27 protein-coding genes are annotated in these 25584 nt (G+C 39.3%); all 27 read left to right on the forward strand.

Features of this window, described 5'->3' with window-relative positions; genetic code table 11:
* Window positions 1-135 precede the first annotated feature (135 nt).
* The 27 genes from FTX43_RS10105 (at window position 136) to dnaI (ending at window position 25530) form a co-directional block, all read left to right on the forward strand.
* Entirely contained in the window at window positions 136-1005 is an 870-nt protein-coding gene (locus tag FTX43_RS10105) for a carbohydrate ABC transporter permease (RefSeq protein ID WP_002306540.1), read from the forward strand.
* Window positions 1002-1889 carry a carbohydrate ABC transporter permease gene (locus FTX43_RS10110; RefSeq protein WP_002316317.1) on the forward strand — a complete coding sequence of 296 codons (888 nt, stop codon included), beginning with the start codon at window positions 1002-1004 and terminating at the stop codon, window positions 1887-1889. Before FTX43_RS10105 ends, FTX43_RS10110 begins: the two co-directional genes overlap by 4 nt.
* 167 nt (window positions 1890-2056) lie before the next feature.
* The gene (locus FTX43_RS10115; RefSeq protein ID WP_002292009.1) at window positions 2057-2740 is read left to right on the forward strand and encodes a DUF1538 domain-containing protein; all 684 of its coding nucleotides are present in this window, start codon (window positions 2057-2059) and stop codon (window positions 2738-2740) included.
* Complete coding sequence (locus FTX43_RS10120; RefSeq protein WP_002306549.1) at window positions 2737-3510, forward strand: DUF1538 domain-containing protein; 774 nt, start codon at window positions 2737-2739, stop codon at window positions 3508-3510. The genes FTX43_RS10115 and FTX43_RS10120 overlap by 4 nt, the downstream gene beginning before the upstream one ends.
* On the forward strand, window positions 3507-3905 hold the full coding sequence (locus FTX43_RS10125) for a P-II family nitrogen regulator (RefSeq protein WP_002313700.1): 399 nt from the start codon (window positions 3507-3509) through the stop codon (window positions 3903-3905). Before FTX43_RS10120 ends, FTX43_RS10125 begins: the two co-directional genes overlap by 4 nt.
* A 184-nt stretch (window positions 3906-4089) precedes the next feature.
* The gene (locus tag FTX43_RS10130; protein ID WP_002292003.1) at window positions 4090-4761 is read left to right on the forward strand and encodes a hypothetical protein; all 672 of its coding nucleotides are present in this window, start codon (window positions 4090-4092) and stop codon (window positions 4759-4761) included.
* Between the two features lie 61 nt (window positions 4762-4822).
* Window positions 4823-5260, forward strand: a complete 438-nt coding sequence (locus FTX43_RS10135; protein WP_002292001.1) for a hypothetical protein — start codon at window positions 4823-4825, stop codon at window positions 5258-5260.
* Between the two features lie 11 nt (window positions 5261-5271).
* On the forward strand, window positions 5272-5940 hold the full coding sequence (locus FTX43_RS10140) for a 2,3-diphosphoglycerate-dependent phosphoglycerate mutase (RefSeq protein WP_002309053.1): 669 nt from the start codon (window positions 5272-5274) through the stop codon (window positions 5938-5940).
* A 60-nt stretch (window positions 5941-6000) separates the two neighbouring features.
* The gene (locus FTX43_RS10145; RefSeq protein ID WP_002306550.1) at window positions 6001-6624 is read left to right on the forward strand and encodes an HAD-IA family hydrolase; all 624 of its coding nucleotides are present in this window, start codon (window positions 6001-6003) and stop codon (window positions 6622-6624) included.
* A gap of 55 nt (window positions 6625-6679) precedes the next feature.
* Window positions 6680-7066, forward strand: a complete 387-nt coding sequence (locus FTX43_RS10150; RefSeq protein WP_002291995.1) for a DUF1149 family protein — start codon at window positions 6680-6682, stop codon at window positions 7064-7066.
* 211 nt (window positions 7067-7277) lie between these two features.
* Window positions 7278-8669 (forward strand): L-cystine transporter, encoded by a 1392-nt coding sequence (locus FTX43_RS10155; protein ID WP_002291993.1) that lies wholly within the window; start codon window positions 7278-7280, stop codon window positions 8667-8669.
* Window positions 8670-8939: 270 nt separating this feature from the next.
* Complete coding sequence (locus FTX43_RS10160; protein WP_002291991.1) at window positions 8940-9308, forward strand: VOC family protein; 369 nt, start codon at window positions 8940-8942, stop codon at window positions 9306-9308.
* A 177-nt stretch (window positions 9309-9485) separates the two neighbouring features.
* On the forward strand, window positions 9486-10427 hold the full coding sequence (locus FTX43_RS10165) for a rhodanese-related sulfurtransferase (RefSeq protein WP_002291988.1): 942 nt from the start codon (window positions 9486-9488) through the stop codon (window positions 10425-10427).
* Window positions 10428-10495: 68 nt separating this feature from the next.
* The gene (locus FTX43_RS10170) at window positions 10496-11227 is read left to right on the forward strand and encodes a metallophosphoesterase family protein (RefSeq protein WP_002291986.1); all 732 of its coding nucleotides are present in this window, start codon (window positions 10496-10498) and stop codon (window positions 11225-11227) included.
* Window positions 11228-11370: 143 nt separating this feature from the next.
* Window positions 11371-13551 (forward strand): Tex family protein, encoded by a 2181-nt coding sequence (locus tag FTX43_RS10175; RefSeq protein ID WP_002313701.1) that lies wholly within the window; start codon window positions 11371-11373, stop codon window positions 13549-13551.
* Between the two features lie 19 nt (window positions 13552-13570).
* On the forward strand, window positions 13571-14041 hold the full coding sequence (locus FTX43_RS10180) for a SprT family protein (RefSeq protein WP_002306555.1): 471 nt from the start codon (window positions 13571-13573) through the stop codon (window positions 14039-14041).
* Window positions 14042-14068: 27 nt separating this feature from the next.
* On the forward strand, window positions 14069-14830 hold the full coding sequence (locus tag FTX43_RS10185; protein ID WP_002336444.1) for a YdcF family protein: 762 nt from the start codon (window positions 14069-14071) through the stop codon (window positions 14828-14830).
* A gap of 130 nt (window positions 14831-14960) precedes the next feature.
* Window positions 14961-16295 carry a UDP-N-acetylmuramate--L-alanine ligase gene (murC, locus tag FTX43_RS10190; RefSeq protein ID WP_002313703.1) on the forward strand — a complete coding sequence of 445 codons (1335 nt, stop codon included), beginning with the start codon at window positions 14961-14963 and terminating at the stop codon, window positions 16293-16295.
* Window positions 16296-16601: 306 nt separating this feature from the next.
* On the forward strand, window positions 16602-17087 hold the full coding sequence (locus FTX43_RS10195) for a MaoC/PaaZ C-terminal domain-containing protein (protein WP_002291977.1): 486 nt from the start codon (window positions 16602-16604) through the stop codon (window positions 17085-17087).
* Complete coding sequence (locus FTX43_RS10200; RefSeq protein ID WP_002306560.1) at window positions 17080-17763, forward strand: Bax inhibitor-1/YccA family protein; 684 nt, start codon at window positions 17080-17082, stop codon at window positions 17761-17763. The genes FTX43_RS10195 and FTX43_RS10200 overlap by 8 nt, the downstream gene beginning before the upstream one ends.
* A 124-nt stretch (window positions 17764-17887) precedes the next feature.
* The gene (polA, locus tag FTX43_RS10205) at window positions 17888-20533 is read left to right on the forward strand and encodes a DNA polymerase I (RefSeq protein WP_002309058.1); all 2646 of its coding nucleotides are present in this window, start codon (window positions 17888-17890) and stop codon (window positions 20531-20533) included.
* A gap of 44 nt (window positions 20534-20577) precedes the next feature.
* Window positions 20578-21414, forward strand: a complete 837-nt coding sequence (gene mutM, locus FTX43_RS10210; protein WP_002291972.1) for a DNA-formamidopyrimidine glycosylase — start codon at window positions 20578-20580, stop codon at window positions 21412-21414.
* Window positions 21378-22007, forward strand: a complete 630-nt coding sequence (coaE, locus tag FTX43_RS10215; protein WP_002291970.1) for a dephospho-CoA kinase — start codon at window positions 21378-21380, stop codon at window positions 22005-22007. Before mutM ends, coaE begins: the two co-directional genes overlap by 37 nt.
* Window positions 22008-22058: 51 nt before the next feature.
* A complete protein-coding gene (locus FTX43_RS10220; protein ID WP_002291968.1) occupies window positions 22059-22391 on the forward strand; it encodes a hypothetical protein in 333 nt (110 codons plus the stop codon).
* 313 nt (window positions 22392-22704) lie between these two features.
* Window positions 22705-23208 (forward strand): transcriptional regulator NrdR, encoded by a 504-nt coding sequence (gene nrdR / locus FTX43_RS10225; RefSeq protein WP_002291966.1) that lies wholly within the window; start codon window positions 22705-22707, stop codon window positions 23206-23208.
* Window positions 23209-23230: 22 nt separating this feature from the next.
* On the forward strand, window positions 23231-24604 hold the full coding sequence (locus FTX43_RS10230; RefSeq protein WP_002291965.1) for a replication initiation and membrane attachment family protein: 1374 nt from the start codon (window positions 23231-23233) through the stop codon (window positions 24602-24604).
* Window positions 24604-25530, forward strand: a complete 927-nt coding sequence (gene dnaI, locus FTX43_RS10235) for a primosomal protein DnaI (RefSeq protein ID WP_002306563.1) — start codon at window positions 24604-24606, stop codon at window positions 25528-25530. Before FTX43_RS10230 ends, dnaI begins: the two co-directional genes overlap by 1 nt.
* Window positions 25531-25584: the final 54 nt, after the last annotated feature.

Genomic DNA, 25584 nt, shown 5'->3' on the forward strand with positions numbered 1-25584 from the left:
TGGTGATAAAAAAGCAAATTTCTTTGCTTTTTCATCAGACAACCGAAAAGACAAAAAAGATGGCGGCTGCCTTACAGACGTTGTCTTTCTTGTCTTTTCAATTAAATAATCAATGATAGAATTGGAGGGAAAAGAATGAAGCAGAAAGATTTATTCAAAAACGGGCATGCTTTTTTAATCTTGCCAGTCATTTTGATATCGATCATGGTTTTTATTCCGATGGTTTTGGCTTTGATCACGTCTTTTCAAAGTGGTCCCCCTGTCAATATGAGATTTAACGGATTAGGTAATTATCAGCGGATGCTGACAGATGCTACTTTTAAAAAAGCTTTTTTCAATACGTTCCTATATTTACTAGTTCAAGTACCAATCATGCTGTTTCTAGCGCTTTTTATTTCCAACCTCTTAAATGATAAAAAGCTGAAATATAAAGGGTTGTTTCGAACAGCTATTTTTCTTCCGTGTATCACTTCGATGGTCAGTTATTCTCTGATCATGAAAAGTCTATTTTCTCAATCTGGCCTTGTAAACAACTTGTTGTTGGGCATTGGTATGATTGATACACCGATTGGCTGGCTGACTCATCCAATTTGGGCGAAAGTTCTGATCATTCTTTCGATCACTTGGCGTTGGACTGGATACAATATGATTTTTTTCCTTTCAGGCATGCAAAATATTGATTCGGAGATTTATGAAGCAGCATCTATTGACGGTGCTTCTAAATGGCAGCAGTTTATCAAAGTGACGATCCCGAATTTAAAACCGATCATTTTGTTTACTTCCATTACTTCGACGATCGGGACATTGCAGCTTTTTGATGAAGTACAAAATATTACTGGCGGGGGTCCAGCAAATGCAACGACCACCTTGTCTCAATACATCTATAATTTGAGTTATAAATTCACGCCTAATTTTGGATATGCGGCAGCAGTTTCCTTTGTTATTGTTGCCTTTATTGTGATATTGTCGATAATCCAAACGAAAGTAGGAGGAGAGAGTCGATGAAAAGCATGGTAGAAAAAGAACCGATCGAACATCCCAACGTCAAAAAACAAGCCTTAGGACTTCGTTCGGCAATTGGGTCAGCATTAAAGTATACAGCATTAAGCATCCTATCATTTATTTCCATTTTCCCTTTTGTCTGGATGATTCTGGGAATGACGAATACACCCGTGGATATCACATCGGGAAAAATAAAGATTGGCAGTAACTTGATCATCAATTTTCAAAATTTGTTTTCCAATGAACTGAATTTTACTCGTTCCCTTTGGAATTCAGCAATGATCGCTTTAGTGACCACTGTGTTTGCATTGCTGATTTCCTCAATGGCAGGATATGGGTTTGAGATTTATCAAAGCAAGCGAAAAGACTTGATTTTCAATATTCTACTGCTATCGATGATGGTTCCTTTTGCGGCGTTGATGATTCCTTTGTATCGAATGTTTTCACAATTGAACGGAACGATTTTGGGAATCAATAGTTTCTTAGTTGTAATCTTACCATCTGTCAGCACTGCTTTTTTGATCTTCTTCTTCCGACAAAATGTTAAATCCTTTCCAAAAGATCTAGTAGAAGCCGCTCGATTAGACGGTCTAAAAGAACTAAGTATTTTTTTTAGAGTATATATGCCGACGGCTAAAAATACCTATGCAGCGGCAGCAATCATCACATTCATGAGCAGTTGGAACAATTATTTATGGCCCTTAGTGGCTTTGCAATCTCCTGATAAACGGACGGTTCCGCTTGTTTTATCTGCTATGGGTGCTTCCTATACGCCAGATTATGGAATGATCATGGCTGGATTAGTCATTGCTACTTTACCAACTGCCATCGTATTTTTTGTTTTGCAAAAGCAATTCGTTCAAGGAATGATCGGCTCTGTAAAATAAAAAACAACAGCAAGTGCGTCCCTACAAAGTCATCTTTTCCAAGTAAAAAGATACTTTTGGGACGTGTGTTATTTTATGTTGAGAAAAATTAAAAGATAACGTTTTAAGTTTATACTCGAAAACTCTTTCATTTTAAGGTAAACTTAAAGAGTAAAGGAGGAGGATACATGCTAAAAAATTTTAAAGAAGTGATTGCTGCCATATTGCCGATGACCGTCCTGATTGTCATTTTAACGTTTGTTTTTGCGCCGTTAGAAGGAGAAGACCTCGCTTCATTCTTGGTAGGTGCGGCTATCATGATGATCGGAATGACGCTCTTTTTGTTTGGGGCAGACTATTCCATGATGGAAGTCGGAGATCTAGTAGGGAAATATATGATCAAAAAGAAAAGTTTGGCTGTTTTGGTCAGTTTGGGGTTTGCTATCGGGATCGTGATCACGATTGCCGAACCTTCCGTGCAAGTTTTGGGACAACAAGTATATGATATATCTGACGGAGAGATTGGCAGAGTGTTGCTGATTGGGATCGTCAGCGTCGGCACTGGAGTATTTCTAGCCTTTGCGCTGCTTCGGGTCGTATTCAAGCTATCCTATTATCAATTGATGGCTATAGGCTACATAGGCGTTTTGATCGCCTCGTTCTTCACCAGTTCCGAATTCATGCCGATTGCTTTTGATTCGGGGGGAGTGACTACTGGTCCAGTAACTGTTCCATTTATCTTGGCCCTTGCCGGAGGGATGACTAGTATGATCAAACAAAAGAAAAATGAAAATGACAGCTTTGGAATGGTTGGTATTGCTTCATTAGGACCAATTCTTGCCGTAATGATTTTGGGGGTGATCTTCCAATGAATTTCTGGCAGCAAGTGATAGATGGTATCGAGATCGTTACTATGGAAGTTATTTTAGCAGTGGCACCTATCGTGATTCTATTTGTTTTGATGAATATCATTAGTTTTCGTATGCGCAAGAAGCGTTTCTTTGACATTATGAAAGGCTTCTTGATAACGACTATTGGGTTGATCCTTTTCTTGCACGGAGTCAATATGGCTTACGTTCCGGTAGGACAGCATTTAGGTAGTACGATCGCTGGATTGCCCTATAATTATATATTGGTTCCACTTGGCTTTTTGATGGGGTTCCTAGTAGGGTTTGCTGAGCCGGCGATTCATGTAATGGTCAAACAGGTTGAAGAATTGAGTGAAGGGAGGATCCGGTCGAAAGTCATGCTGATGGTGATTTCGATTGGGATTGGCGCAGCAGTAGGATTGTCTATGTGGCGTTTGCTCGTCGGATTCTCTCTTTATTATTTCTTGATCCCAGGATATGGGCTAGCATTTATTTTAGGACGAAAAGTGGACAAGATCTTTTTAGCAATGGCTTTTGACAACGGTGGAGTAGCAACGGGTCCGATGTGTTCGACATTTATTTTATCAATGAGCGTGGCGATCGCTGCACAAATTGAGGGAAGAGATCCGATCATTGATGGGTTTGGTGTGGTTGCAATGATTGCATTGACACCAATATTATCCACTTTAGTACTAGGATATATTTATAAACGAAAAGATGAAAAAGACAGAATTGAAAAAGAAAGATTGCAAAAATTGGGGGGAAGCAAATGAAAGATCTTGTAGCATTGAATCTTCACATGATTGTGACGATCGTGGACGGAGGAACAGGTGAAGATGTCATCGACTTTTCAAAAGAAGCAGGTGCAGCTGGCGGTACAATCTTGCATGGTCGTGGTTCTGGTGTACATGATTCAGGGAAATTTTTAGGTTTGGACATCTCGCCAGAAAAAGATGTTGTTTTGACATTAGTACCAGATAGTTTGACGAATCAAGTGATGGATGCGATTGGTCAAGGCATCAACATCGATGTTCCAGGTAACGGGATTTGTTTTAGTATTGATGTAGATAAAGTAATTGGTATCACTAAGATTCATCAGTATCGGGAAATTATCGGGATGCAGGAACTTTTGGATGAAACTAACGATAGAGAAAGTCCTGAATCATAGACAAGCATTTGAAGAAAAAATATACCTAAATAAGAAGGCGGATGAACGTTATTTCCGCTTTTTTGTTTAGGTTTTTTTCGTGAATACTTATGAAATAGTAAATTTTTATGAAATTCTTCTCTAAGCATCAGACATTCTTTTCAAAATATGCTATTTTAAAAATGATGAAAAAAGGGGGAGAAAAATGAATTTTTTAGTTGTTTTAAAAGATACTCTGATTGAGCGGTCTACATTTCTATATGTTCAATTGCAGGAAAATAAAACATTGCTGCATTTTTCACCAGAGTTCCATCTAGAGGGACTAACATTAGGAGAAATTTATCAAGCAGAAGGACTATCGGCTGTTTTGCACTTTTTTGAGGCAGAATTGGAATTACCGGTAAAAGATTATATCGAGCTTTCTCTCGAATCTTGGGATCGAGCAGTCGTTGAGCTATTCCCAGAAGGTTTGATGATCGATACGAATGATGGGAAGATTCATTTGACTGCAGCAGAACTACAGAAACAAATGCGTTATCAAATAGATGATGAAAATTCTTTTTCTATTTTTAGACGTCAGCAAAAGATTCTAAAAAGCTTTTTAAAAGTAATCAGTAAAAAACGGAATTTGATCAAAACGACTCAACTGTTGAAAAAATATCCAAATCTGCTTCATACGTCCATTCAATTCCCTCAATTGATTACGATGATCCATCGATTTATACGTATGCAACAGCTACCATCTAAGAAGCTGTTTTTGCCATTGACGGACACATTCCGTGTAGTCAACAGAGAAGATAAAAAGAAAGTGATTGTGATCGACTTTACCAGAAATCGGAATGTCCTTCATCAAGTCGCAATGGAAAAGGCCAATTAAGGCTTTTTCTTTTTTGTTTTTTTTGTCATAATGAATGATAGATGATGGAGGAGATAATAGGATGCAAACATGGTTAGAAAGACTGATACGGTTTCAGCAGAACTATCAAAAACTTATGCAGGGAAGATATGCAAAATTTGATCAATTGAATCGGGTTCTATTGATTATCGCACTTTTTTTTAGTTTACTAAGTCGGTGGTTGCCATTTAGAATCGGGCAATTGTTGTTCATCGTCTTTTTCGGATGGATGCTATTTCGTTTTCTATCAAAAAAAATCTATCCTAGACTAAATGAAAATCAACGTTATTTGGAATATTTTGATAAAGTCAAAGAAAAATATCATCAGATGAGAAACAAAAAGCAAGCTAAAACGGAACGAAAAAGCTATACTTTTTTTGAGTGCCCGAATTGTCATCAAAAGCAGCGTGCGCCTAGAGGAAAAGGACGAATACGCGTGACATGCAAAACATGTGGCATAAAATTCGAAACGAATGTTTAAGGGAGAAAAAAATGAAATTAGTATTATTGCGTCATGGCGAAAGCGAAGCAAATTTTGAAAATTACTGGACAGGGTGGCTAGATGTCGCCTTAACAGAAAAAGGAAAAGAACAAGCAGCAGTAGCCGGTCAAAAAATGTATGAAGCCGGTCTTCAATTCGATGCGGTTTACACCTCTGTTTTAAAACGCGCGATTCTTACCGGTCAAGTCGCACTAGAAGAAATGGGGCAGTTGTGGCTTCCTATAGTAAAAACATGGCGTCTGAATGAACGGCACTATGGGGATCTTGTTGGTAAAAACAAGGATCAGATGAAAGAAATATACGGAAAAGATCAAGTAAAGAAATGGCGCAGAGGATATACAGAAGTTCCGCCGCTAACCGCAGAAAACCGATTTGACCGCAGATATGATCATTTGGATCCACATTTGATTCCGTACGGAGAAAGTCTAGAAATGACAGTGAATCGGATCATTCCTTTGTGGCAAGATCAACTAGCACCAAAACTGAAAGATCGGAAAGATTTACTAGTTGTGGGTCATGGGAATAGCATCCGAGCACTGACAAAATATTTAGAAAATGTTCCTGAGGATCAAATGGATACAATTGATATCCCGAACGCACAACCAATCCAATATACATTAACAGACGATTTGACGATTCTAGAGAAAACAATACTTTAATCAACGTATTTATCTATAATGAAAGATAGAAAAAAGAAGCAAAGGAATGGAACAAAAAACGTGAGAAATTATATATGGGACTTTGATGGGACATTGTTTGATACGTATCCCGCAATGGTAGATGGTGCTCAGCAAGCTCTAAAAGATTTTGGTATCAATATGGACAAAAAAGAGATCTACTTCAAAATGAAAAAATATTCCACCAGTTATTTGATCAATGAATCAAATTTGGACGCCAATGAGTTTAATGAATGGTTTCATCGGTATGAGAAAAAAAGCAAGGAAGCTTCCCGTCCATTTCCAGAAACGAAACAAGTACTTGAAAGGCTAAAAATCAATGGAGGACGTCACTTCATCTTGACCCACCGTTTGACAGAATCGACATGGGAACTGCTGAAAGAGTATCAATTAGCCCATCTGATTGAGGAAGTAGTAGGGATTGATCAGGATTTTCCTCGTAAACCGGATCCAGCATCTTTAAAGTATTTGATTGAGACTTTTCATTTAGAAAGAACAGACACGATGATGATCGGCGATCGCCGTTTAGATATTGAAGCAGGGAAAAACGCAGGAGTCGTTACTTGTCTTTACGATATCGATCATTTTCTGGGAGAGATTCCTGCAGATTATGTGGTAGGAAATTTGAATGAAATCCTATCCTTGCAGAGTAACGTAAAAAAATAGTATCCCCTTACAAAGGAGATATGTTATAATTTTTATAAAGGAGTGATAAAATTATATGGAAATCAGAAGACAAAAAGAAGTAGTAGAAGCATTTCATTATGATATGAGATTACCGAACCAAGAAGTAGAAACAGATTTGAAAGTGGGCTTCTCGCCTTTGAAAGAAACGATCGAAAACTATCCGAAAGAACATAGCATCGTAGGAGCACGCTTAGAGTTCCGTTTAGTGTTTGATACATATGTTTTATCTGGAAGTGTGAGTCAGATCAATCATATCCTCAATCGGAAAATTGAAGGTCAAAATGATGTCACACAAGAAGAAGTGGACGAACTAGTAGCACCTTTATTCGATATCGTACGCCGGATGTCTTATGAGGTGACAGAGATCGCCTTGGATCAGCCTGGGGTAAAATTGAATTTTCAATCAGAAAAACAAGAATAGACAGTAAAAACATGCCTGCGATAGTTTTAATCTATCACAGGCATGTTTTTTTATTACTAATTGTAAGCAAAAAGAATGTCATTTCGATAAAAATCGTCTAAAATATAAAAGTCACTGAAAAAAATTTTTCAGGAGGATGGTTGAAGAATCATTCTCGGGAACCTTTACTTCCTTCGATGGACTTGTCATTAATAATATGAGGAGGAGAAAAATGACAACACTCATCACAGTTTTAGTGGTTCTAGTTTTTGCGGCATTATTATATGTGTTCTATCGTATGCAAAAGCGCCATACAAAATTTTCAACACGCGTCTTTACAGCATTAGGAGTTGGTATCGTCTTTGGCGGTCTGCTTCAATTGATCTTTGGGGTAGAAGACAAAGTCGTTACTCAATCAATAGAATGGATCGGGATCGTAGGACAAGGGTATGTATCATTCTTGCAAATGTTAGTTATGCCTCTAGTGTTCATTTCGATCATTGGTGCATTCACAAAAATGAAAGTTTCTGAAAAGCTGGGGAAAATCAGTGCAACTGTACTGACTTCTTTACTTGGTACAACAGCTATTGCAGCATTGATCGGAATCGGTTCAACGATGCTGTTCGGTCTTCAAGGAGCTAAATTCACACAAGGAGCAGCAGAAACAGCACGGATCTCTGAATTGGCGACACGTCAGGAAACGGTTGAAAACTTATCGATTCCGCAGCAGATTTTATCCTTTATCCCTAAAAACGTATTTGCTGATTTAGCAGGTAGCCGTGCAACTAGTACGATTGGAGTCGTTATTTTTGCAGCCTTTGTCGGTATCGCTTATCTAGGGGTGAAAAGAAAAGCGCCAAAAGAAGCAGCATTCTTTTCAGATCTAGTCGACAGTCTGTATAAAATCATTATGCGGATTGTGACGCTTGTTCTGCGTTTGACACCATATGGGGTATTTGCTTTGATGACAAACGTTTTGGCAACAAGTGATTTTGCAGCTATCGTCAATTTAGGTAAATTTGTCGTTGCATCTTACGTAGCATTGCTGGCTGTTTTAATTGTCCACTCACTGATTTTGATTGGTGCCAAAGTCAATCCAATCAACTATTTCAAAAAAGCTTTTCCAGTATTGAGCTTTGCGTTTACTTCACGTTCAAGTGCCGGAGCCTTGCCATTGAACATCGAGACTCAGACAAAAGCTTTAGGAGTAGACGATGCAACAGCTAACTTCTCAGCAAGTTTTGGTTTATCTATTGGACAAAACGGCTGTGCTGGTGTTTATCCAGCTATGTTGGCAACGATCGTCGCACCAGCGGCTGGAGTGAATGTCTTTAGTTTGGAATTTATTTTGATGCTTGTGGCGATTGTAACAATCAGCTCTTTTGGTGTAGCCGGAGTCGGCGGTGGTGCAACATTTGCTTCACTGATCGTTTTAGGGGCAATGAACTTGCCAGTAGCAATCGTTGGGTTAGTTATCTCTGTTGAACCATTAATCGATATGGCACGCACAGCAGTAAACGTCAGCGGTAGCATGGTAGCTGGTATCGTGACAAGTGCACGCATCAAAGATTTAGATCGCGATGTCATCAATGATGATTCAAAAGTGATCGATGTGAATGCATAGTTAAAAACATACTAAGATTAGAGGGGAACATCATTGATAAATGATGTTCTCCTCTCTTAGTATGTTTTTTTATTCATTCCATATAAGTACAAAATATTTATTCCGAAAAGTGAAAGCCTGAATAACAAAAACAACCAACTTAATTTATTATTAAAGAGAAGCGTATTTAAGTAGGATGAATCTGTTGAGAGCTTTCGTAGATTTTCCCATTTTCCTATGGTAAACTGACAAAGTTGGGGATGTTAGAACAGATCGTTTAGGAGGAAACAGATGTTTACAAATGAAATAAAAATCATGCTGTATGTGGACGATGTAGAAAAAAATGCAGCGTTTTGGAGAGCAATTGGCTTTGCGGAAAAAGATCGTCAAGAAATGGATGGGACGCTTGTAATTGAAGTAGGGATTGAGGACAGTCAAACCTCATTCGTGTTATATGATCGAGCGTTTGTTGAGTCCCATTCACCTGGTACAGCTACTAGTGCCCCATCTTTGATGTTTTACAGCAAAGATATCTTTGGATTATATAAAAAAATGCAGACGCAATCAGTCACATTAGGTGATATGGTACAGCTTGGAGAAGAATATGTCTTCAACTTTGCTGATCCTGATGGCAATTACTTTGCGGTTACAGGTAAATAATAGAAACAAAGACTTTGTTTTTCTGTGCAAAACAGGAAAGCGAAGTTTTTTTAATTCAAATAATAATATTATGTAAACAAAAAAACACATGCGTAATTATACACAAGCAAATAAATCGTCAAATGCGAACGCCTTCTTTATACTGTTTAGGAACGAAAAGAAGGAAGGAAGAAATACATGGATTATCAAGTACTGCTTTATTACAATTATACAAAAATAGAAGAACCAGAGGAATTTGCCAAAAATCATTTAGCCTTTTGCAAATCTTTGGATCTTAAAGGTCGTATTCTAGTAGCTGAAGAAGGAATAAATGGTACTGTGTCTGGAACCGTTGAAAACACGACTGCCTATATGGAAGCAATGAAAGCTGATCCTCGATTTGCTGATACGATGTTCAAGATTGATCCAAGCGAAGGACATGCCTTTAAGAAGATGTTTGTAAGATACCGTCCAGAGCTTGTAAGTTTAAAGCTAGAAGAGGACATTGATCCAAACCAAGTGACAGGTGCTTATCTTTCACCGCAAGAATTTAAAGAAGCTATTTTAGACGAACAGACAGTGGTGATTGATGCACGGAATGATTATGAATATGACTTGGGGCATTTTCGAGGGGCCGTACGCCCAGATATACGCAGTTTTCGAGAGCTTCCAGACTGGATTCGCGAGCACAAAGAAGAATTTATGGAAAAACGGGTAGTGACCTACTGTACTGGTGGTATTCGTTGCGAGAAGTTTTCTGGTTGGCTTGTCCGTGAAGGATTCAAAGATGTCGGACAGCTGCATGGCGGTATTGCTACTTATGGTAAGGATCCTGAAGTCCAAGGAGAATTATGGGACGGCAAGATGTATGTGTTTGATGAACGAATCGCTGTCGATATCAACCAAGTAGATAAACAAATCGTCGGTCGCGACTGGTTTGACGGAACACCATGTGAACGATATATCAATTGTAGCAATCCTGAGTGCAATCGCCAGATTCTTGCTTCCATTGAAAATGAAGAAAAACATTTAGGAGCATGTAGCGTAGAGTGTGCGAAACATCCACGCAACCGCTATGTTCAAGACCATGGAATCTCTCCAGAAGAAGCAGAACTGCGGTTTGCAGCTTTAAATAAATAGAAAACAATAGTTTTGATTGTCGACCATTTCCAATATGCGCTATACTATCGTTGAGGATGGTGATCCACATGAAATCATTGATTTATGCTATTGGCGATGTCCATGGTAAATATGATCTTTTTGAAAAACTTATTCACTATTATGATCCGACGATCCATCAGCTTGTTTTATTAGGAGATCTCAATGATCGAGGACCTCGTACAAAGGAATGTTTTCTATTAGGAAAACAATTAGTCGAAGAAACAGGAGCCATTTATCTCCGGGGCAACCACGAAGAATATTTTTTGCAATTTCTGCAAGCACCGGAGGACTGGTATGCGCCTTATATCAGAAATGGTGGAAAAGAAACATTTGAAAGCCTACTTCACCCAGGTGCGTCGGAGGAATACTCCCCGACTGAAATCTCAATGATGATCCGATCGAGATACCCAGAACTGATTGAATTTTTAGTCCAGCGCCCCTTGTATTATGAATGGGAAAATTATCTGTTTGTCCATGCTGGAGTGGATTTGACAAAGAAAGACTGGCGTAAGACAAGTCCAAGCGATTTTATTTGGATACGGGAACCATTTCATGAAGGGAAAAACAATACAGGTAAGACAATTGTATTTGGACATACGATTACACCAATGCTCCATGGAGATATGCAGACAACAGATCTCTGGATTCAGGATCATAAAATCGGAATGGACGGTGGGGCTGTATTCGGAGGGTCATTGCATGGGGTTGTTTTTGACAAGGAAGGCATCCTTCAAGACATTGAATATCAGAACAACGAAGGATCTTGGCAAGGAATCTGACAAATGGAAAGAATGAAGGAGCTGCGACTTTGTTGCGGCTCTTTTTATTTGTATAGAGAATATTGTTTCTTTCAGCAGTTTAACCCATGATAAAAAGTATGATAGAATAAAGAAGCAATTTTTAGCAGAAAAGAGGCATTTTAATGACGGAAAATTTGAACCAGACAATCATTCAGCTTGTACAAAAAGAGCTTTCAGACTATCGTCCCAAGCAGTTGACGACTGTACTTAATTTGTTAAATGAAGGAAACACCGTTCCTTTTATCGCGCGTTATCGAAAAGAAATGACGGGAAGTCTTGATGAAGTCCAGATTCGTGAAATCGAAGAGCGGTATGCATATCTTGAAAACTTAGAAAAACGAAAAAACGAAGTGATTCGGCTGATCGATGAACAAGGGAAACTGACCCCTGAGTTAGAAACAGAAATCACGCAATCCGTAAAAATGCAACAAGTGGAAGATTTATATCGGCCATACAAACAGAAACGACGGACAAAAGCAACGATTGCTAAAGAAAAAGGACTTGAGCCACTCGCGCTGTGGCTGATGCAGCTTACAGATGGAGAGGTGCAATCGGAAGCAGAAAAATATATCGATAAAGAAAAAGAAGTCTCTTCTGCTGAAGAAGCGTTGCAAGGTGCGCATGAGATCATTGCTGAACAAGTCAGCGATAATGCAAAATTTCGGACTTGGATTCGGTCTTATACGTATAACAAAGGCATGTATGTCAGCCAAGTCAAGGATGAGAAAATAGATGAAAAAGGCGTATATGAAATGTATTATGACTTTGCAGAACCTGTCCATAAAATGGTTTCTCATCGGATATTGGCCACTAATCGAGGAGAAAAAGAAGAGGTTCTCAAAGTATTCCTTCAAGTAGACGAAGCAGCAGTTTTAGCTTACTTGGATCGCCAATTAGTGAAAAATCCTGCCTCACCTTCTTCTTCCTTTGTAAGAGAAGCCTATCAAGATAGTTATAAACGCTTTATACAGCCGGCAATCGAGCGAGAACTGCGTAATGAATTGACTGAAAAGGCGGATGAGCAAGCCATCGCTATTTTTGGAGAAAATCTTCGCAATCTTTTGTTGCAACCGCCGCTAAAAGGTAAAGTCGTACTGGGATTTGATCCGGCCTATCGTACTGGATGTAAACTAGCAGTCGTAGATGCGACAGGAAAAGTTTTGGCAATCGAAGTCATTTATCCGCATAAACCTGCAGCACAAGCGAAAAGGGAAGCTGCTGGTCCAGCTTTTATCCAATTGATCAATCAATATCAAGTAGATATGGTAGCTATCGGGAATGGAACAGCCAGTCGGGAATCAGAACTTTTTGTGGCTGAACAATTGAAATCAGCCGACCATAAAGCCTATTATGCCATTGTCAATGAAGCTGGCGCTTCTGTTTACTCTGCTAGCGAAATTGCACGAAAAGAATTCCCGCATCTACAAGTAGAAGAAAGAAGTGCTGTTTCTATTGCCCGTCGTCTGCAAGATCCTTTAGCTGAATTAGTCAAGATCGATCCTAAAGCTGTCGGTGTAGGACAGTACCAACATGATGTTTCTCAAAAACGTTTGGCTGAACAATTGGATTTTGTCGTGGAAACAGCGGTCAACCAAGTAGGCGTGGATGTGAACACGGCTAGTCCACAGCTCTTGCAGCATATATCAGGATTGAATAAAACGACTGCCCAAAACATTGTCAGTTATCGTGAAGAAAATGGAGAATTTACTGCACGAACTCAGCTGAAAAAAGTGCCACGTTTAGGACCAAAAGCATATGAACAAGCAATCGGCTTCTTGCGAGTTCCTGGCGGGAAAAACATTTTGGACAACACCGGTATCCATCCCGAAAGTTATTCTATTGCGAAAGACATATTAATGACCGTCCATCTTTCAGAAAAAGAGCTTGGGACAGAAGAAGCAGTAGAAAAATTGACACGGTTATCCGCGGAGAAACTGGCTGAAAGCTTATCAGTCGGAGAAGAAACGTTAGCCGATATTTTAGCTGGGCTGACAAAACCTGGACGAGATATGCGTGATGAGATGCCAGCGCCCCTATTGCGTACAGATGTGTTGAGTATGGAAGATTTGAAACCAGGTATGGAATTGACTGGAACGGTCCGTAACGTCATCGACTTCGGCGCATTTGTCGATATCGGTGTGAAACAAGACGGACTTGTCCATATCTCAAAACTTAGCAAAAAATTTGTCAAGCATCCAACAGACGTCGTGTCAGTCGGAGATATCGTGACGGTTTGGATAGAGCAAGTTGATACGAAAAAAGGCAGAATCAGTTTGACGATGCTTTCCCCTTATGAAGAGTAACAATGAGGAGTAACAAAAATTGACACAAGAAGAACTGCAGCAGTTAGTAGAAGAGATATCATTAAAAAGCTTCCAGCGTCCTTTCAAGCACCAAGCAATGTTCAATCCACGCTTGCGTACAACTGGCGGGCGCTATCATTTAAACGATCATCATTTAGATTTTAATGTAAAGCTGTTTGAAGAGTCAGACAAAGAAACAATTGCAGGAATCATCAAACATGAACTTTGCCATTATCATCTGCATCTAACTGGAAGAGGATATCGTCATAAAGATATGGATTTCAAGTATCTTTTGAAAAAAACAGGAGGATTGCGCTATGCGCCAGCCTTGACGAAGAAACAGATAAAGATCGAATATTATCAATGCCAAGATTGTTCTGCCACGATCTGCCGCAAAAGAAGAATCGATGTACACAAATATCGTTGTGGAAGATGTCATGGGGAAATCAAATGGATTGAGACAAAGAGAGAAAGCCTCAATGAAGTATAAAAAATCAAATGAAAGGATGAAGAGTTTTTGGAAAAAAACGAGCAGAGAAATCTAAAAGACTGGAATCAGTTATTAGCCTTTTTAGCCGCACCTGATGAGAAAGATTTTGAGAAATTGTCGGCACCTACACTTATTTTAGCTGGAAACGGTCTTCCTATCTTAGCTGATAAAGCAGCACAAATGTATGTAAATGGTCAAGTAGAACGTTTGTTTTTGGTCGGCGGGGTGGGTCATGCGACTAGGATCCTTTATGAGAATTTTGAAAAGCAAGGATTTCATTTTGAAGAAGGCATGAGTGAAAGTGAAATCTGTCGTCAGTATCTAAAAGAAGTCTATGATTTGCCCGATAAGGCTTTCCTGATAGAATCGAAGTCTACAAATTCTGGAGAGAACGCCACTTTTTCACTGGAGATTCTTCATTCCTTAGATGCTGTACCAGAAAAAGTCCTATTGATGAATGATCCGACACTGCAACGCAGGACTCGAGCAACTTTTGAGAAAGTATGGCAAAATGAACAAACTGTTTTCGCAAATGCTGTGCCATTTGTGCCGGAAATCCTTCACTTTTCTGAGGAGATCGTCTTTACAGTAAAAGAACTGAACCATCAATGGCCGAAGGAATATTTCTATGCACTGGTGTTAGGAGAAATGGAGCGACTCCACGACGATGAGAATGGCTATGGTCCGAAAGGAAAAGATTTTATTCCTCATATTGATATATCAGAAGAAGTTTGGTCTTCTTATACAAGAATCAAACAGTCAATAAAAACGGATTTTTCCCGTACATGACCTTTTTAGCAGGCGAATCCTCCTTTCTAAATAAATTTGGTTGAAATTTTCAATCGTTTATAAGATAATGAGGAGCGTGTTGAATGTAATAGCTAAAAGAATGGACGCTAGATAAGAGAAGAGGATTCAAATGGAAAATCAAAATAAATTGTATCATTTTGTTGGTATCAAAGGTTCAGGAATGAGCTCCTTGGCTCTTGTTTTACATGAACAAGGTTTAAATGTCCAAGGATCAGACATTGAAAAATATTTCTTTACACAAAGAGATTTAGAAAAAGCAAATATCACGATTCTGCCATTTAACGCAGACAATGTAAAACCAGGTATGACGATTATTGCAGGAAATGCATTTCCTGATTCACATGAAGAAATCCAGCGAGCAAAAGAATTAGGTTTGGAAGTGATTCGCTATCACGACTTTATTGGTCATTTTATCCAAAACTATACGAGTATCGCTGTAACCGGTTCTCACGGAAAAACAAGTACGACTGGTCTGCTCTCTCATGTATTGAGTGGTGTTCGTCCAACAAGTTATCTAATTGGAGACGGAACAGGGCATGGTGATCCGCAAGCGGAATTCTTTTCATTTGAAGCCTGTGAATATCGCCGTCATTTCCTTGCCTATTCACCAGACTATGCGATCATGACAAACATCGATTTTGATCATCCGGATTATTATACAAGTATCGACGATGTATTTACAGCTTTCCAAACAATGGCTGGACAAGTGAAAAAAGCTATTTTTGCGTACGGTGACGACGCTTATTTACGCAAATTAGAAGCAGATGTGCCGATTTATTATTATGGTGTCACAGAAAATGATGATATCCAAGCACGAAACATCGAACGTACAACATCCGGTTCTGCTTTTGATGTCTATCATGGGGATGAATTTGTTGGACATTTCACTGTACCGGCATTCGGCAAACACAATATTTTAAATGCTTTAGGTGTTATTGCAGTCGCGTATTTCGAAAATCTGGATCTGAAAGAAGTTGCGGAAGAAATGCTGACTTTCCCAGGAGTAAAACGTCGATTCAGTGAAAAAATCGTAGCAGACATGACCGTAGTCGATGATTATGCGCATCACCCTGCAGAAATCAAAGCAACCATTGATGGCGCACGCCAAAAATATCCAGATAAAGAAATAATTGCAGTTTTCCAACCTCATACGTTTACGCGTACGATTGCATTGATGGATGAATTTGCAGAAGCACTTGATTTAGCTGATAAAGTTTACTTATGCGATATTTTTGGTTCGGCTCGGGAAGAACAAGGAAACGTTAAGATCGAAGACCTTGGAGCGAAAATCAAAAAAGGTGGAGAAGTCATCAAAGAAAATAATGTATCTCCATTATTAGATTATCATGATGCAGTAGTAATCTTCATGGGTGCTGGAGATGTTCAAAAATTTGAACAAGCGTATGAAAAACTTTTAAGCAGCACGACGAAAAATGTACTGTAATACAATTACTGCAGTGTCCTTATAAAAATAGAAAGAGGGAGAGTGGCAAAATTCTTGTCATGCTCCCTTTTTTACAACTTTTGATAAACGGCGTTCAAAAGCTTGCATCTGCGGCAATAAGCCCAACCAAATCAAAAACATGAGAAGCTGTTTTTTCTTGGCTGTTCTTATTACTTGATGCAGGACAGCTTTTTCACGACCTCTTTAAACTATAGGAATCTGTTAAATCAAAGGAGCAGAACTTGCCTTTTGCGCTGCTTTTGGTACAATAATGTATGATTAAAAATAAACTGGAGGGTTTCTATCTTGAACATAGGTAAGCCGAGAAAACTAGGAAAAACAATAAATGAAATCGAGGAAGGCGACTCGTTATCTTTAACAGAATCTATTGAAGATAACCAGCTTTTGCTGTATTTGGGATTGACGAATGATGCAAATCCTTTGTATATCCAACATGACTTTGCACAAAAAACAGAATATCATCAGCCAATCGTTCCATCAGTGATGCTGATGGGGATCATCACAAGTGCAATTTCAAAGCATCTTCCTGGACCAGGATCACATGTTGTCAATTTTTCTGTCAATTTTATTGAACCGGTTTTCCATTATGAAACACTGACTTTTCAGTTTGAGGTCATAAAAGTAGATAAGATGAAGGACGTGGTGACGATTTCTGTAGAAGCGGAAAACACGAACGAAGATCGTGTGTTGGATGCTGTTGTTATGGTCCAACCGCCACAAGTTCCTGAATTGGAAATAGCAATCGAAAGTGAAGGTGAATTAAATGAATAATCCAAGTACATCAATGTCAGGCATCAATCGTTTTTATGCAAAAGTTTATGGTTTTTTAGGTATGGGGCTTGCCCTTAGTGCAGTCACTTCTTACTTGGCTCTTTGGGTATTTCCTTTACAACTAGCAACTTTTATCAATAACTTTCCATTAGGCTTTATGGGTCTGTGGATCGTTGAACTGATTTTGGTAATGGTTCTAGGCGTAAAAGCACAAAAGAATCCGAGCTTAGCGATCGGTGGATTCATTGCCTACTCTCTTTTGAATGGCGTAACATTAGCAGTTACTCTTGCATTCTACGATATTGGAACAGTAACACAAGCTTTCTTGACAGCTACCTTGATGTTCATGGGGATGTCTGTTGTCGGAGTGACAACAAAACGAGATCTTAGCGGGGTCGGAAGAGCAGGACAGGCTGCTTTGATCGGAGTGATCATTGCACTAGTCTTGAACATCTTCATTTTGAGAAGTAGCGCAGTTGAGCTGTTCATCTCACTGCTTTTAGTCGTCATCTTTGCAGGGATCACAGCTTATGATAACCAAAGCATTCGTAATATCTATGTCCAGACAAATGGAACAGCACATAGTGGCATTGCTGTATTTATGGCATTGAAGCTGTATTTAGACTTTATCAACTTGTTCTTGGCGTTTTTAAGAATCTTTGGACGGAACAACTAAAAAGGAAAAAATTGATCAGTTGGGGCTATACCAAAATATTTGGTATGGTCCCGCTTTTTCTTTTCGCATTCCGCATGATTCTTTGTTAGAATGAATAAGAACTTTACAGTAAGGAGTTAAGAAGATGACAAAAAATAAATTATTACTCGTTGATGGGAACAGTGTGGCTTTTCGCGCATTCTTTGCGCTGCACAATTCCCTTGAACGTTTCAAAAACAGAAACGGTCTTCATACAAATGCAATCTATGCATTCAATACGATGTTTGAAAATGTTATGCAAAAAGAGCAACCGACGCATGTTCTGGTTGCGTTCGATGCAGGAAAAACGACCTTTCGGACAGAAATGTATGCGGAGTACAAAGGAGGAAGATCTAAAACACCAGGCGAATTCAAAGAACAAATGCCATATATCCGTGATTTGTTGACGGGATTAGGTGTACAGTATTACGAATTGCCCAATTATGAAGCGGATGATATTATCGGTACTTTGGCAGAAAAAGTAGATAAAAATCAATTTGATGTCGTCGTACTTTCCGGTGATCGGGATTTGACTCAATTAGCTAGTAAAGAAGTAAAAGTGGATATCACTGTAAAAGGTGTCAGCGATATCGAAAGTTATACACCAGAACATGTGGCGGAAAAATATGATGGATTGATACCAAAACAGATTATTGACATGAAGGGACTAGCCGGAGATGCCTCTGACAATATCCCAGGTGTGACTAAAATCGGTGAAAAAACAGCTATCAAGCTATTGAAACAATATGGCTCAGTCGAAGGAATCTATGAGCATATTGATGAAATGAAGCAAAGCAAAATGAAAGAAAATCTGATAAATGACAAAGAGCAAGCGTTCTTATCGAAGAAATTGGCGACCATCAATACTTCAGCCCCTGTGGAGGTCTCTATCGACTCATTGAAGTATGAAGGGAAAAATCTCGATAAACTCGTTCCATTTTATAAAGAAATGGATTTCAATCAGTTCCTTTCTAAACTGAATATCGTTGAAGAAGAAGTAAAAATGGATGATATTTTATTTGAAGTCGTGCATGAATTTAAAGAGGAAATGTTTACTACGGATATGGCACTGTACGTGGAAATGATGGGCGACAATTACCATACAGAGGAAATCGTCGGAGTAGCGTGGGGGACAGAAAAGAAAATCTATGTCACGAATGATCTGTCTGTATTCGAAAACCAAGCGTTCCATTCTTGGATCACTGATCCGAACCGATTGAAAAAAGTATATGATGCGAAACGAACTTATGTTGCTTTAAATCGCTATACTGGAAAAACGAAAGGAATCGATTTTGATGTCTTGCTAGGTGCATACCTTCTCGATACGAATGAAAAAAGCACAGATATCGAAGGAATAGCTGCACATTACGGATACAACGATATCCAATCAGATGAAACTGTATACGGCAAAGGGGCGAAAAAAGGTTTACCAGAAGAAGAGGAACTCTTTTTTGCTCATTTAGCGCGAAAAGTAGCTGCAATCAATGCGTTAACACCAAAATTGAGCCAAGAACTGGCAGATAAAAACCAAGAAGATCTTTTCCGGAAAATGGAACTGCCATTGTCTATCATTTTGGCAGAGATGGAAATAAGCGGGATCAAAGTAGATGCGACTCGCTTACAAGAAATGAAGGGCGAGTTTTCTGCTCGCTTAAGAGAGATCGAACAAAAAATCTACGAAGAAGCCGGCGAAGAATTCAATTTGAATTCACCAAAGCAATTAGGAGTGATCTTATTTGAAAAAATGGGATTACCCGTTATCAAAAAAACAAAAACTGGGTACTCCACAGCCGTAGATGTACTGGAACAGCTTCGTGAACAAGCACCAATCGTAGAGGATATCCTAACCTATCGTCAAATCGCAAAAATTCAATCTACCTATGTCGAGGGACTGCTGAAAGTGATCCAATCAGATGGAAAAGTGCATACCCGTTATGTCCAGACATTGACCCAAACAGGACGATTAAGCTCTGTTGATCCTAATTTGCAGAACATCCCGATTCGATTAGATGAAGGGAGAAAGATACGTCAGGCATTTGTTCCGAGAGAAAAAGACTGGTTGATTTATTCTTCTGACTATTCACAAATCGAGTTACGCGTACTTGCGCATATCTCAAATGATGAACATTTGAAAGCTGCCTTCCTAGAAGGTCAAGATATCCATGCCAGCACAGCGATGCGCGTATTTGGAATCGAAAAGGCAGAGGATGTCACACCAAATATGCGTCGGCAGGCAAAAGCAGTGAATTTTGGTATCGTGTATGGCATCTCTGATTACGGACTTTCACAAAATTTAGGCATCAGCCGAAAAGCAGCACAGCAATACATCGATACGTACTTTGAAAAATACCCAGGTGTCAAAGAATATATGGAAAGAATCGTACGCGAAGCAAAAGATCAAGGCTACGTCGAAACGCTGTATCACCGCCGACGATATTTGCCAGACATCAATTCAAGAAATTACAATATCCGTTCTTTTGCGGAACGAACAGCTATCAATACACCAATTCAAGGAAGTGCTGCTGATATTTTGAAAATCGCGATGATTGAATTGGATAAACGATTAAAAGAAACAGGTCTTCAAGCTACGATGCTGTTACAAGTTCATGATGAACTTGTCTTCGAGGTACCTGAAAAAGAACTTGAATCATTAGATAAATTGGTGAAGGAAGTTATGGAACAAGCTGTTTCTCTCCATGTACCACTGATCACTGACAGCAGTTGGGGAAAAACGTGGTACGAAGCAAAATAAACATTGTTTAAGACAGAGCAATATAATGAAGGTGAAAAGAAAAAATGCCAGAATTACCAGAAGTAGAAACCGTTCGTAAAGGATTGGAACGGTTAGTAGTAGGAAAAACGATTCAGAAAGTGCAGGTCTTGTGGCCCAAGATCATTGAGCAACCAGAGACGCCCATCTTTGAGGCTTCTCTTGTTGGCGAAACCATCCAATCCATTGGACGTAGAGGGAAGTTTTTGATTTTTCATCTCGATCATTATGAACTGATCTCACACTTGCGAATGGAAGGAAAATATCAATTCACGAAAGAAAATACACCAATCGATAAACATACGCATGTACTTTTCTTTTTTGAGGACGGGAGCCAACTTCGCTACAACGATGTACGAAAATTTGGTCGTATGACAATTGTCGAAAAAGGAGCAAGTGCAACTTACCGAGGAATCATGAAATTAGGACCTGAGCCATTGCCTGACAGCTTTTTATTAGCAGATTTTGCAGCTGGACTGAAAAAATCGCACAAAGCAATCAAGCCTTTACTGCTAGATCAACGTCTAGTAACGGGACTAGGTAATATTTATGTAGACGAAGCATTATGGGAAGCGAAGATTCATCCAGAACAACCGGCGAATACATTACGTCCAAAAGAGATAGAACAATTACGTCTATCGATCATTGATGTTTTGAATCGTGCAATAGAAGCCGGAGGTACCACGATTCGCAGCTATTTGAATGCATTAGGAGAATCAGGCGGATTCCAAGTCGCACTACATGTCTATCAGCAAACTGGCAAACCATGTATACGTTGTGGGACACCGATCGTGAAAATAAAAGTGGCACAAAGGGGGACTCACTATTGTCCGAATTGTCAAAGGCTGAAAATCGAAAAGTAGGCTTTGTTTTAGGTTTGACGGGCGGAATAGCTACTGGCAAAAGTACGGCAGCCAAAGTCTTTCAGTCTCATGGATTTCCTTTGATCGATGGTGACGTGATTGCTAGAGAAACTGTTGAGCCTGGAACGCTTGCTCTGAGGAAGGTTGTGTCCGTGTTTGGCCAAGAGATATTGCAGTCTGATGGTCAGCTAGATCGAGGGAAACTTGGGATGATTGTTTTTCCATCAAAGGAGAAACGACAAAAACTTGATCAGCTATTAGATCCGTTTATCCGAAAAGCGATAAAAGATCAAATCGCCTATCTAAGTTCCCATCATCCTTTAGTAATTGTAGATATCCCATTGCTCTATGAAGGTCATTATGACCACTATATGGATGCAGTAGCTGTCGTTTATACCACGCCAGATATTCAACTCAGACGCTTGATGAAACGTAATCAACTAACACTAGAACAAGCACAGCAGAGAATTAGCAGTCAACTTCCAATCGAAGAAAAAAAGCAGCGTGCGGATATTTTGTTTGACAACAACGGAACAAAAGAGGAACTTGTGGAACAAATCGAAAATTGGCTTTCAGCTAATCGCTTTCTTTGAGTATCTGTGTCAAGTTTGCTATCCTGAGTATATAGAAAGCGAGGGATAGCGATGGGATCATTTAAAAACCAAAAGGATAAAGTCGTAGGTAACGCAAAAGAAAAAATCGGCGAAATACTCAATAAAGAAAATCTAATCGATGAAGGTCGTACGCAATCAGAAACAGCAGAAGAGAAAGAAAAGCAGTACCAAGCAAGAATCGATGAAATAGAAGACCAGCAGGCAGAAAAAGAAGCGAAACAGCAAGATTTGACTCAAGAACGAAAAAATCCGGTACCTGATCGTAGTAAGACACCGCTCCCAGAAAGTGAACACATTCCTGATGAACAAAAAATCGAGGAACAACGAATGAAACACTATACAGGAATCGAAGAGAAGTTATAAAACAATAAGAAATAGAGATGTGACTTGAAGCAGATGATAAGATGTTCATCTGCTTCAAGTTTTTTGTGCTAGCCGACTAAATCAGCTTTTGGGCGAGTCATTTCTCAGCAATCAAGGTCATCAGTACTGGAAAATTGAAATTGAATTAGGACAGGGGACATAATTACGCATGAAAATAGAAAAAATTGTTCTTATATCCGTGTTTTTTTGGGTAGGACAGTCGCGTTTGTGATTTGTTTCGTGTTATAATACAACTAGTTGTAAAGAAAGACACATCCTTTATATAAAAATGCGATGCAAGAGGTGAGACAAAATGAGATGTCCCAGATGTCAACATAATAATTCACGAGTAATCGACAGCCGTCAAGCAGATGATGGACGTGCGATCCGTCGCCGTCGCGAATGTGAGAATTGTTCGTTCCGATTCACTACTTTTGAACGAATTGAAGCTGCTCCGTTATTAGTCATCAAGAAAAACGGGGAACGCGAAGAATTCAATCGCGATAAAATTTTAAGAGGACTCATCCGCTCAGCAGAAAAAAGACCTGTAGCTATGGAGCAAATGGAACAAATCGTCAACCATGTCGAAAACCGCGTACGCAGTCTTGGGGAAAACGAAGTATCAACGAATCTGATTGGTGAATATGTGATGGAGGATTTAGTCGATTTAGATGAAATCGCGTATATCCGTTTTGCCAGTGTTTATCGCCAGTTCAAAGATATGTCTGTTTTCTTAAAAGAGCTGCAAGATATCGTGGATAAAGCAAAAGAAAATAATAAAGAGAATAATAAAGAGAATAATAAAGAAAACAATTAAGAAACAAAAAGGAGGCATTTCCTTGGAAAATGCTTGGAAAGAGCTTCAACCAAAAAATATTTACCAAGGAAGAAAAGAAGCTCCGCTGAGGGAAGACAGCAAGAACGCGTTGCTGTATCTTTATCAGCCACTGATCGGCGGAGAAGCCTTGAGTATCTATTTCACTCTGTTATCAGAGATCTCGCAAGAATCTGGTGAAGGTCCTGAAGGGATGCATGCAGATTTACTCAGTAGTCTAGGCTGCGGGATCCCTCAATTTTATGATGCAAGAAAAAAGCTGGAAGGAATCGGCTTACTGGATGTTTATTTTAAAGAAGATAGCGATCTGGGGCCTCGTTTTATTTATGAGTTGCTAGAGCCACTCATTCCTAAAGCATTTTTCAAAGATTCTGTTCTGGCATTTCTTCTTTTGGAAAAAGTTGGTGAACGACGATTCCAGAAGCTTACCCAGTTGTTTGAACCTAAAAGGCATACAACAGAGGGATATCAAAAAATCACAAAAAAATTTTTAGATGTTTATCGCTTCAATGAAGCAGTATACGCTGCTAATCAAGAAAACATCGAATCACTGAATAAATCTTTTGAAGAATCTGAGCCAGTAGCATTACTTGAAACAGATTCGACATTCGATTGGCAATTTTTGAATGATTGGCTGGCAAAAAAACATATGACTGTTCTTGATGATTCAATCATCAAACAAGTCGACATGTATCATCAGCTTTATGGATTCGATGAACTAACTCTTGGTGAACTCATCAGTCAATCTTATGATTTTAGTGAACAAAAAGTATCCATGAAGGAGCTGCAAAAAGCTGTTTTGGCAATGCAGAGACGACCAGTGAAGCAAATAAAGGAAACAGTAGCTGTTGCTGAAAACAGCAATGAATCTCCGACGAACGAACATTTGACAAATGCAGCGCTTCAGTTGATAAAAGAAGCACAGAGCATTCCGCCGATGAAATATCTGGAAGCAATCAAGTCAGAAAAAGGCGGATATGTTTCTAAACAAGAAACTTGGTTACTGCAAGACCTTGTTTCTCAATCAGGTCTTTCCAGCAGTGTGATCAATGTTTTGCTGAATTATGTGTTGGTGATCAAAAATAATGCTAGCTTAAATGCTAGTTATGTGAATACAGTGGCAAATGAATGGGCACAAAAGAAAATCGCCACAGCAGAAGAAGCGATTCAGCATATTCGGCAAATAAGCAATCAAGCAAAACAATCAAAACAAAAAAAGCAAACAAATTATCCAAACGGCAAGCGAAATGTTCGGCGGGAAAAGCTTCCTGATTGGGTCAACCAGCCAAAAGATGAAAAACAGATCAGTAGTGAGAAAAAAGCAGAGATTGACCGCCGTTTTAAAGAATACCTGGCGAAAAAGGAGGGTGACATCTAATGGAAGACGTAGGCAAAGAATTGAAGAGGATCATCAGCAAACGTAATTATCAAGAAAAATATGCTGAAATGATTGCTGACGTCCTAAATGATACGGATGTTCAAGCTTTTCTAAGTGCACACCAAGAAGAACTGACACAAGCGGATATTGAAAAAAGCTACGCCAAATTGTATGAGTTCGTGCAAGAAAAGCGTAAATATCAAAAAAACGATCCAACGATGATCGCTCCAGGATACGAGCCGAAGTTGACGTTGAATTTTCATTATGTGGATGTCACTTATGTACCAACAGAAGCATTGTTAGCTCGGCAAAGACAAGAAGAAATTAGAAGCCGAGTAAAAGCAATGGATATGCCAAAAGATATTCAATCAGCATCTTTTGAAAACTTTGAGCGTACAGATGGACGAGGATATGCAAGCTTGGAAGCCCTAGATTTCGTAGAGAAATATACTGCAGATCCAAAAGGGTATCATAAAGGTCTTTATTTGGTGGGGAGTTTTGGTATTGGAAAAACATACTTATTAGGAGCAACAGCGAGAGAACTAGCGATTGCTGGATTCACCACGACATTAGTCCACTTTCCGACGTTTGCCGTTGAGATGAAACAGGCAATCGGAAAAGATCAAGTGGCAGAAAAGCTAGATGCAGTGAAGCGTTCCCCCATTTTAATGATTGACGATATTGGTGCAGACGCGATGAGCAGTTGGATACGGGATGAAGTATTTGGCGTCATCCTTCAATATCGGATGCAGGAACAGCTACCGACCTTCTTCTCATCAAATTTCACAATGGATGAATTGGAACAGCATTTGTCCGTCACTCAACGTGGAGATGAAGAGCCGCTGAAAGCAAAACGCATAATGGAACGCATACGTTATTTGACAAAAGAAATCGAAATGACTGGTCGCAACCGCCGCAATGGTTGAACAGTTGATAAGTCCAACTGATATTTGACCAAGTAGTAAAAGCAGGTCAGCGAA

Source organism: Enterococcus sp. DA9, from assembly GCF_008000875.1.
In the GTDB taxonomy this organism is placed as follows: domain Bacteria; phylum Bacillota; class Bacilli; order Lactobacillales; family Enterococcaceae; genus Enterococcus_B; species Enterococcus_B lactis.

Bases quoted from the DNA above. Each gene is read 5' to 3' on its own strand.
- FTX43_RS10105 (WP_002306540.1), top strand. From the start codon at position 136: ATGAAGCAGAAAGATTTATTCAAAAACGGGCATGCTTTTTTAATCTTG.
- FTX43_RS10110 (WP_002316317.1), top strand. From the start codon at position 1,002: ATGAAAAGCATGGTAGAAAAAGAACCGATCGAACATCCCAACGTCAAA.
- FTX43_RS10115 (WP_002292009.1), top strand. From the start codon at position 2,057: ATGCTAAAAAATTTTAAAGAAGTGATTGCTGCCATATTGCCGATGACC.
- FTX43_RS10120 (WP_002306549.1), top strand. From the start codon at position 2,737: ATGAATTTCTGGCAGCAAGTGATAGATGGTATCGAGATCGTTACTATG.
- FTX43_RS10125 (WP_002313700.1), top strand. From the start codon at position 3,507: ATGAAAGATCTTGTAGCATTGAATCTTCACATGATTGTGACGATCGTG.
- FTX43_RS10130 (WP_002292003.1), top strand. From the start codon at position 4,090: ATGAATTTTTTAGTTGTTTTAAAAGATACTCTGATTGAGCGGTCTACA.
- FTX43_RS10135 (WP_002292001.1), top strand. From the start codon at position 4,823: ATGCAAACATGGTTAGAAAGACTGATACGGTTTCAGCAGAACTATCAA.
- FTX43_RS10140 (WP_002309053.1), top strand. From the start codon at position 5,272: ATGAAATTAGTATTATTGCGTCATGGCGAAAGCGAAGCAAATTTTGAA.
- FTX43_RS10150 (WP_002291995.1), top strand. From the start codon at position 6,680: ATGGAAATCAGAAGACAAAAAGAAGTAGTAGAAGCATTTCATTATGAT.
- FTX43_RS10155 (WP_002291993.1), top strand. From the start codon at position 7,278: ATGACAACACTCATCACAGTTTTAGTGGTTCTAGTTTTTGCGGCATTA.
- FTX43_RS10160 (WP_002291991.1), top strand. From the start codon at position 8,940: ATGTTTACAAATGAAATAAAAATCATGCTGTATGTGGACGATGTAGAA.
- FTX43_RS10165 (WP_002291988.1), top strand. From the start codon at position 9,486: ATGGATTATCAAGTACTGCTTTATTACAATTATACAAAAATAGAAGAA.
- FTX43_RS10170 (WP_002291986.1), top strand. From the start codon at position 10,496: ATGAAATCATTGATTTATGCTATTGGCGATGTCCATGGTAAATATGAT.
- FTX43_RS10175 (WP_002313701.1), top strand. From the start codon at position 11,371: ATGACGGAAAATTTGAACCAGACAATCATTCAGCTTGTACAAAAAGAG.
- murC (WP_002313703.1), top strand. From the start codon at position 14,961: ATGGAAAATCAAAATAAATTGTATCATTTTGTTGGTATCAAAGGTTCA.
- FTX43_RS10200 (WP_002306560.1), top strand. From the start codon at position 17,080: ATGAATAATCCAAGTACATCAATGTCAGGCATCAATCGTTTTTATGCA.
- polA (WP_002309058.1), top strand. From the start codon at position 17,888: ATGACAAAAAATAAATTATTACTCGTTGATGGGAACAGTGTGGCTTTT.
- mutM (WP_002291972.1), top strand. From the start codon at position 20,578: ATGCCAGAATTACCAGAAGTAGAAACCGTTCGTAAAGGATTGGAACGG.
- FTX43_RS10220 (WP_002291968.1), top strand. From the start codon at position 22,059: ATGGGATCATTTAAAAACCAAAAGGATAAAGTCGTAGGTAACGCAAAA.
- nrdR (WP_002291966.1), top strand. From the start codon at position 22,705: ATGAGATGTCCCAGATGTCAACATAATAATTCACGAGTAATCGACAGC.
- dnaI (WP_002306563.1), top strand. From the start codon at position 24,604: ATGGAAGACGTAGGCAAAGAATTGAAGAGGATCATCAGCAAACGTAAT.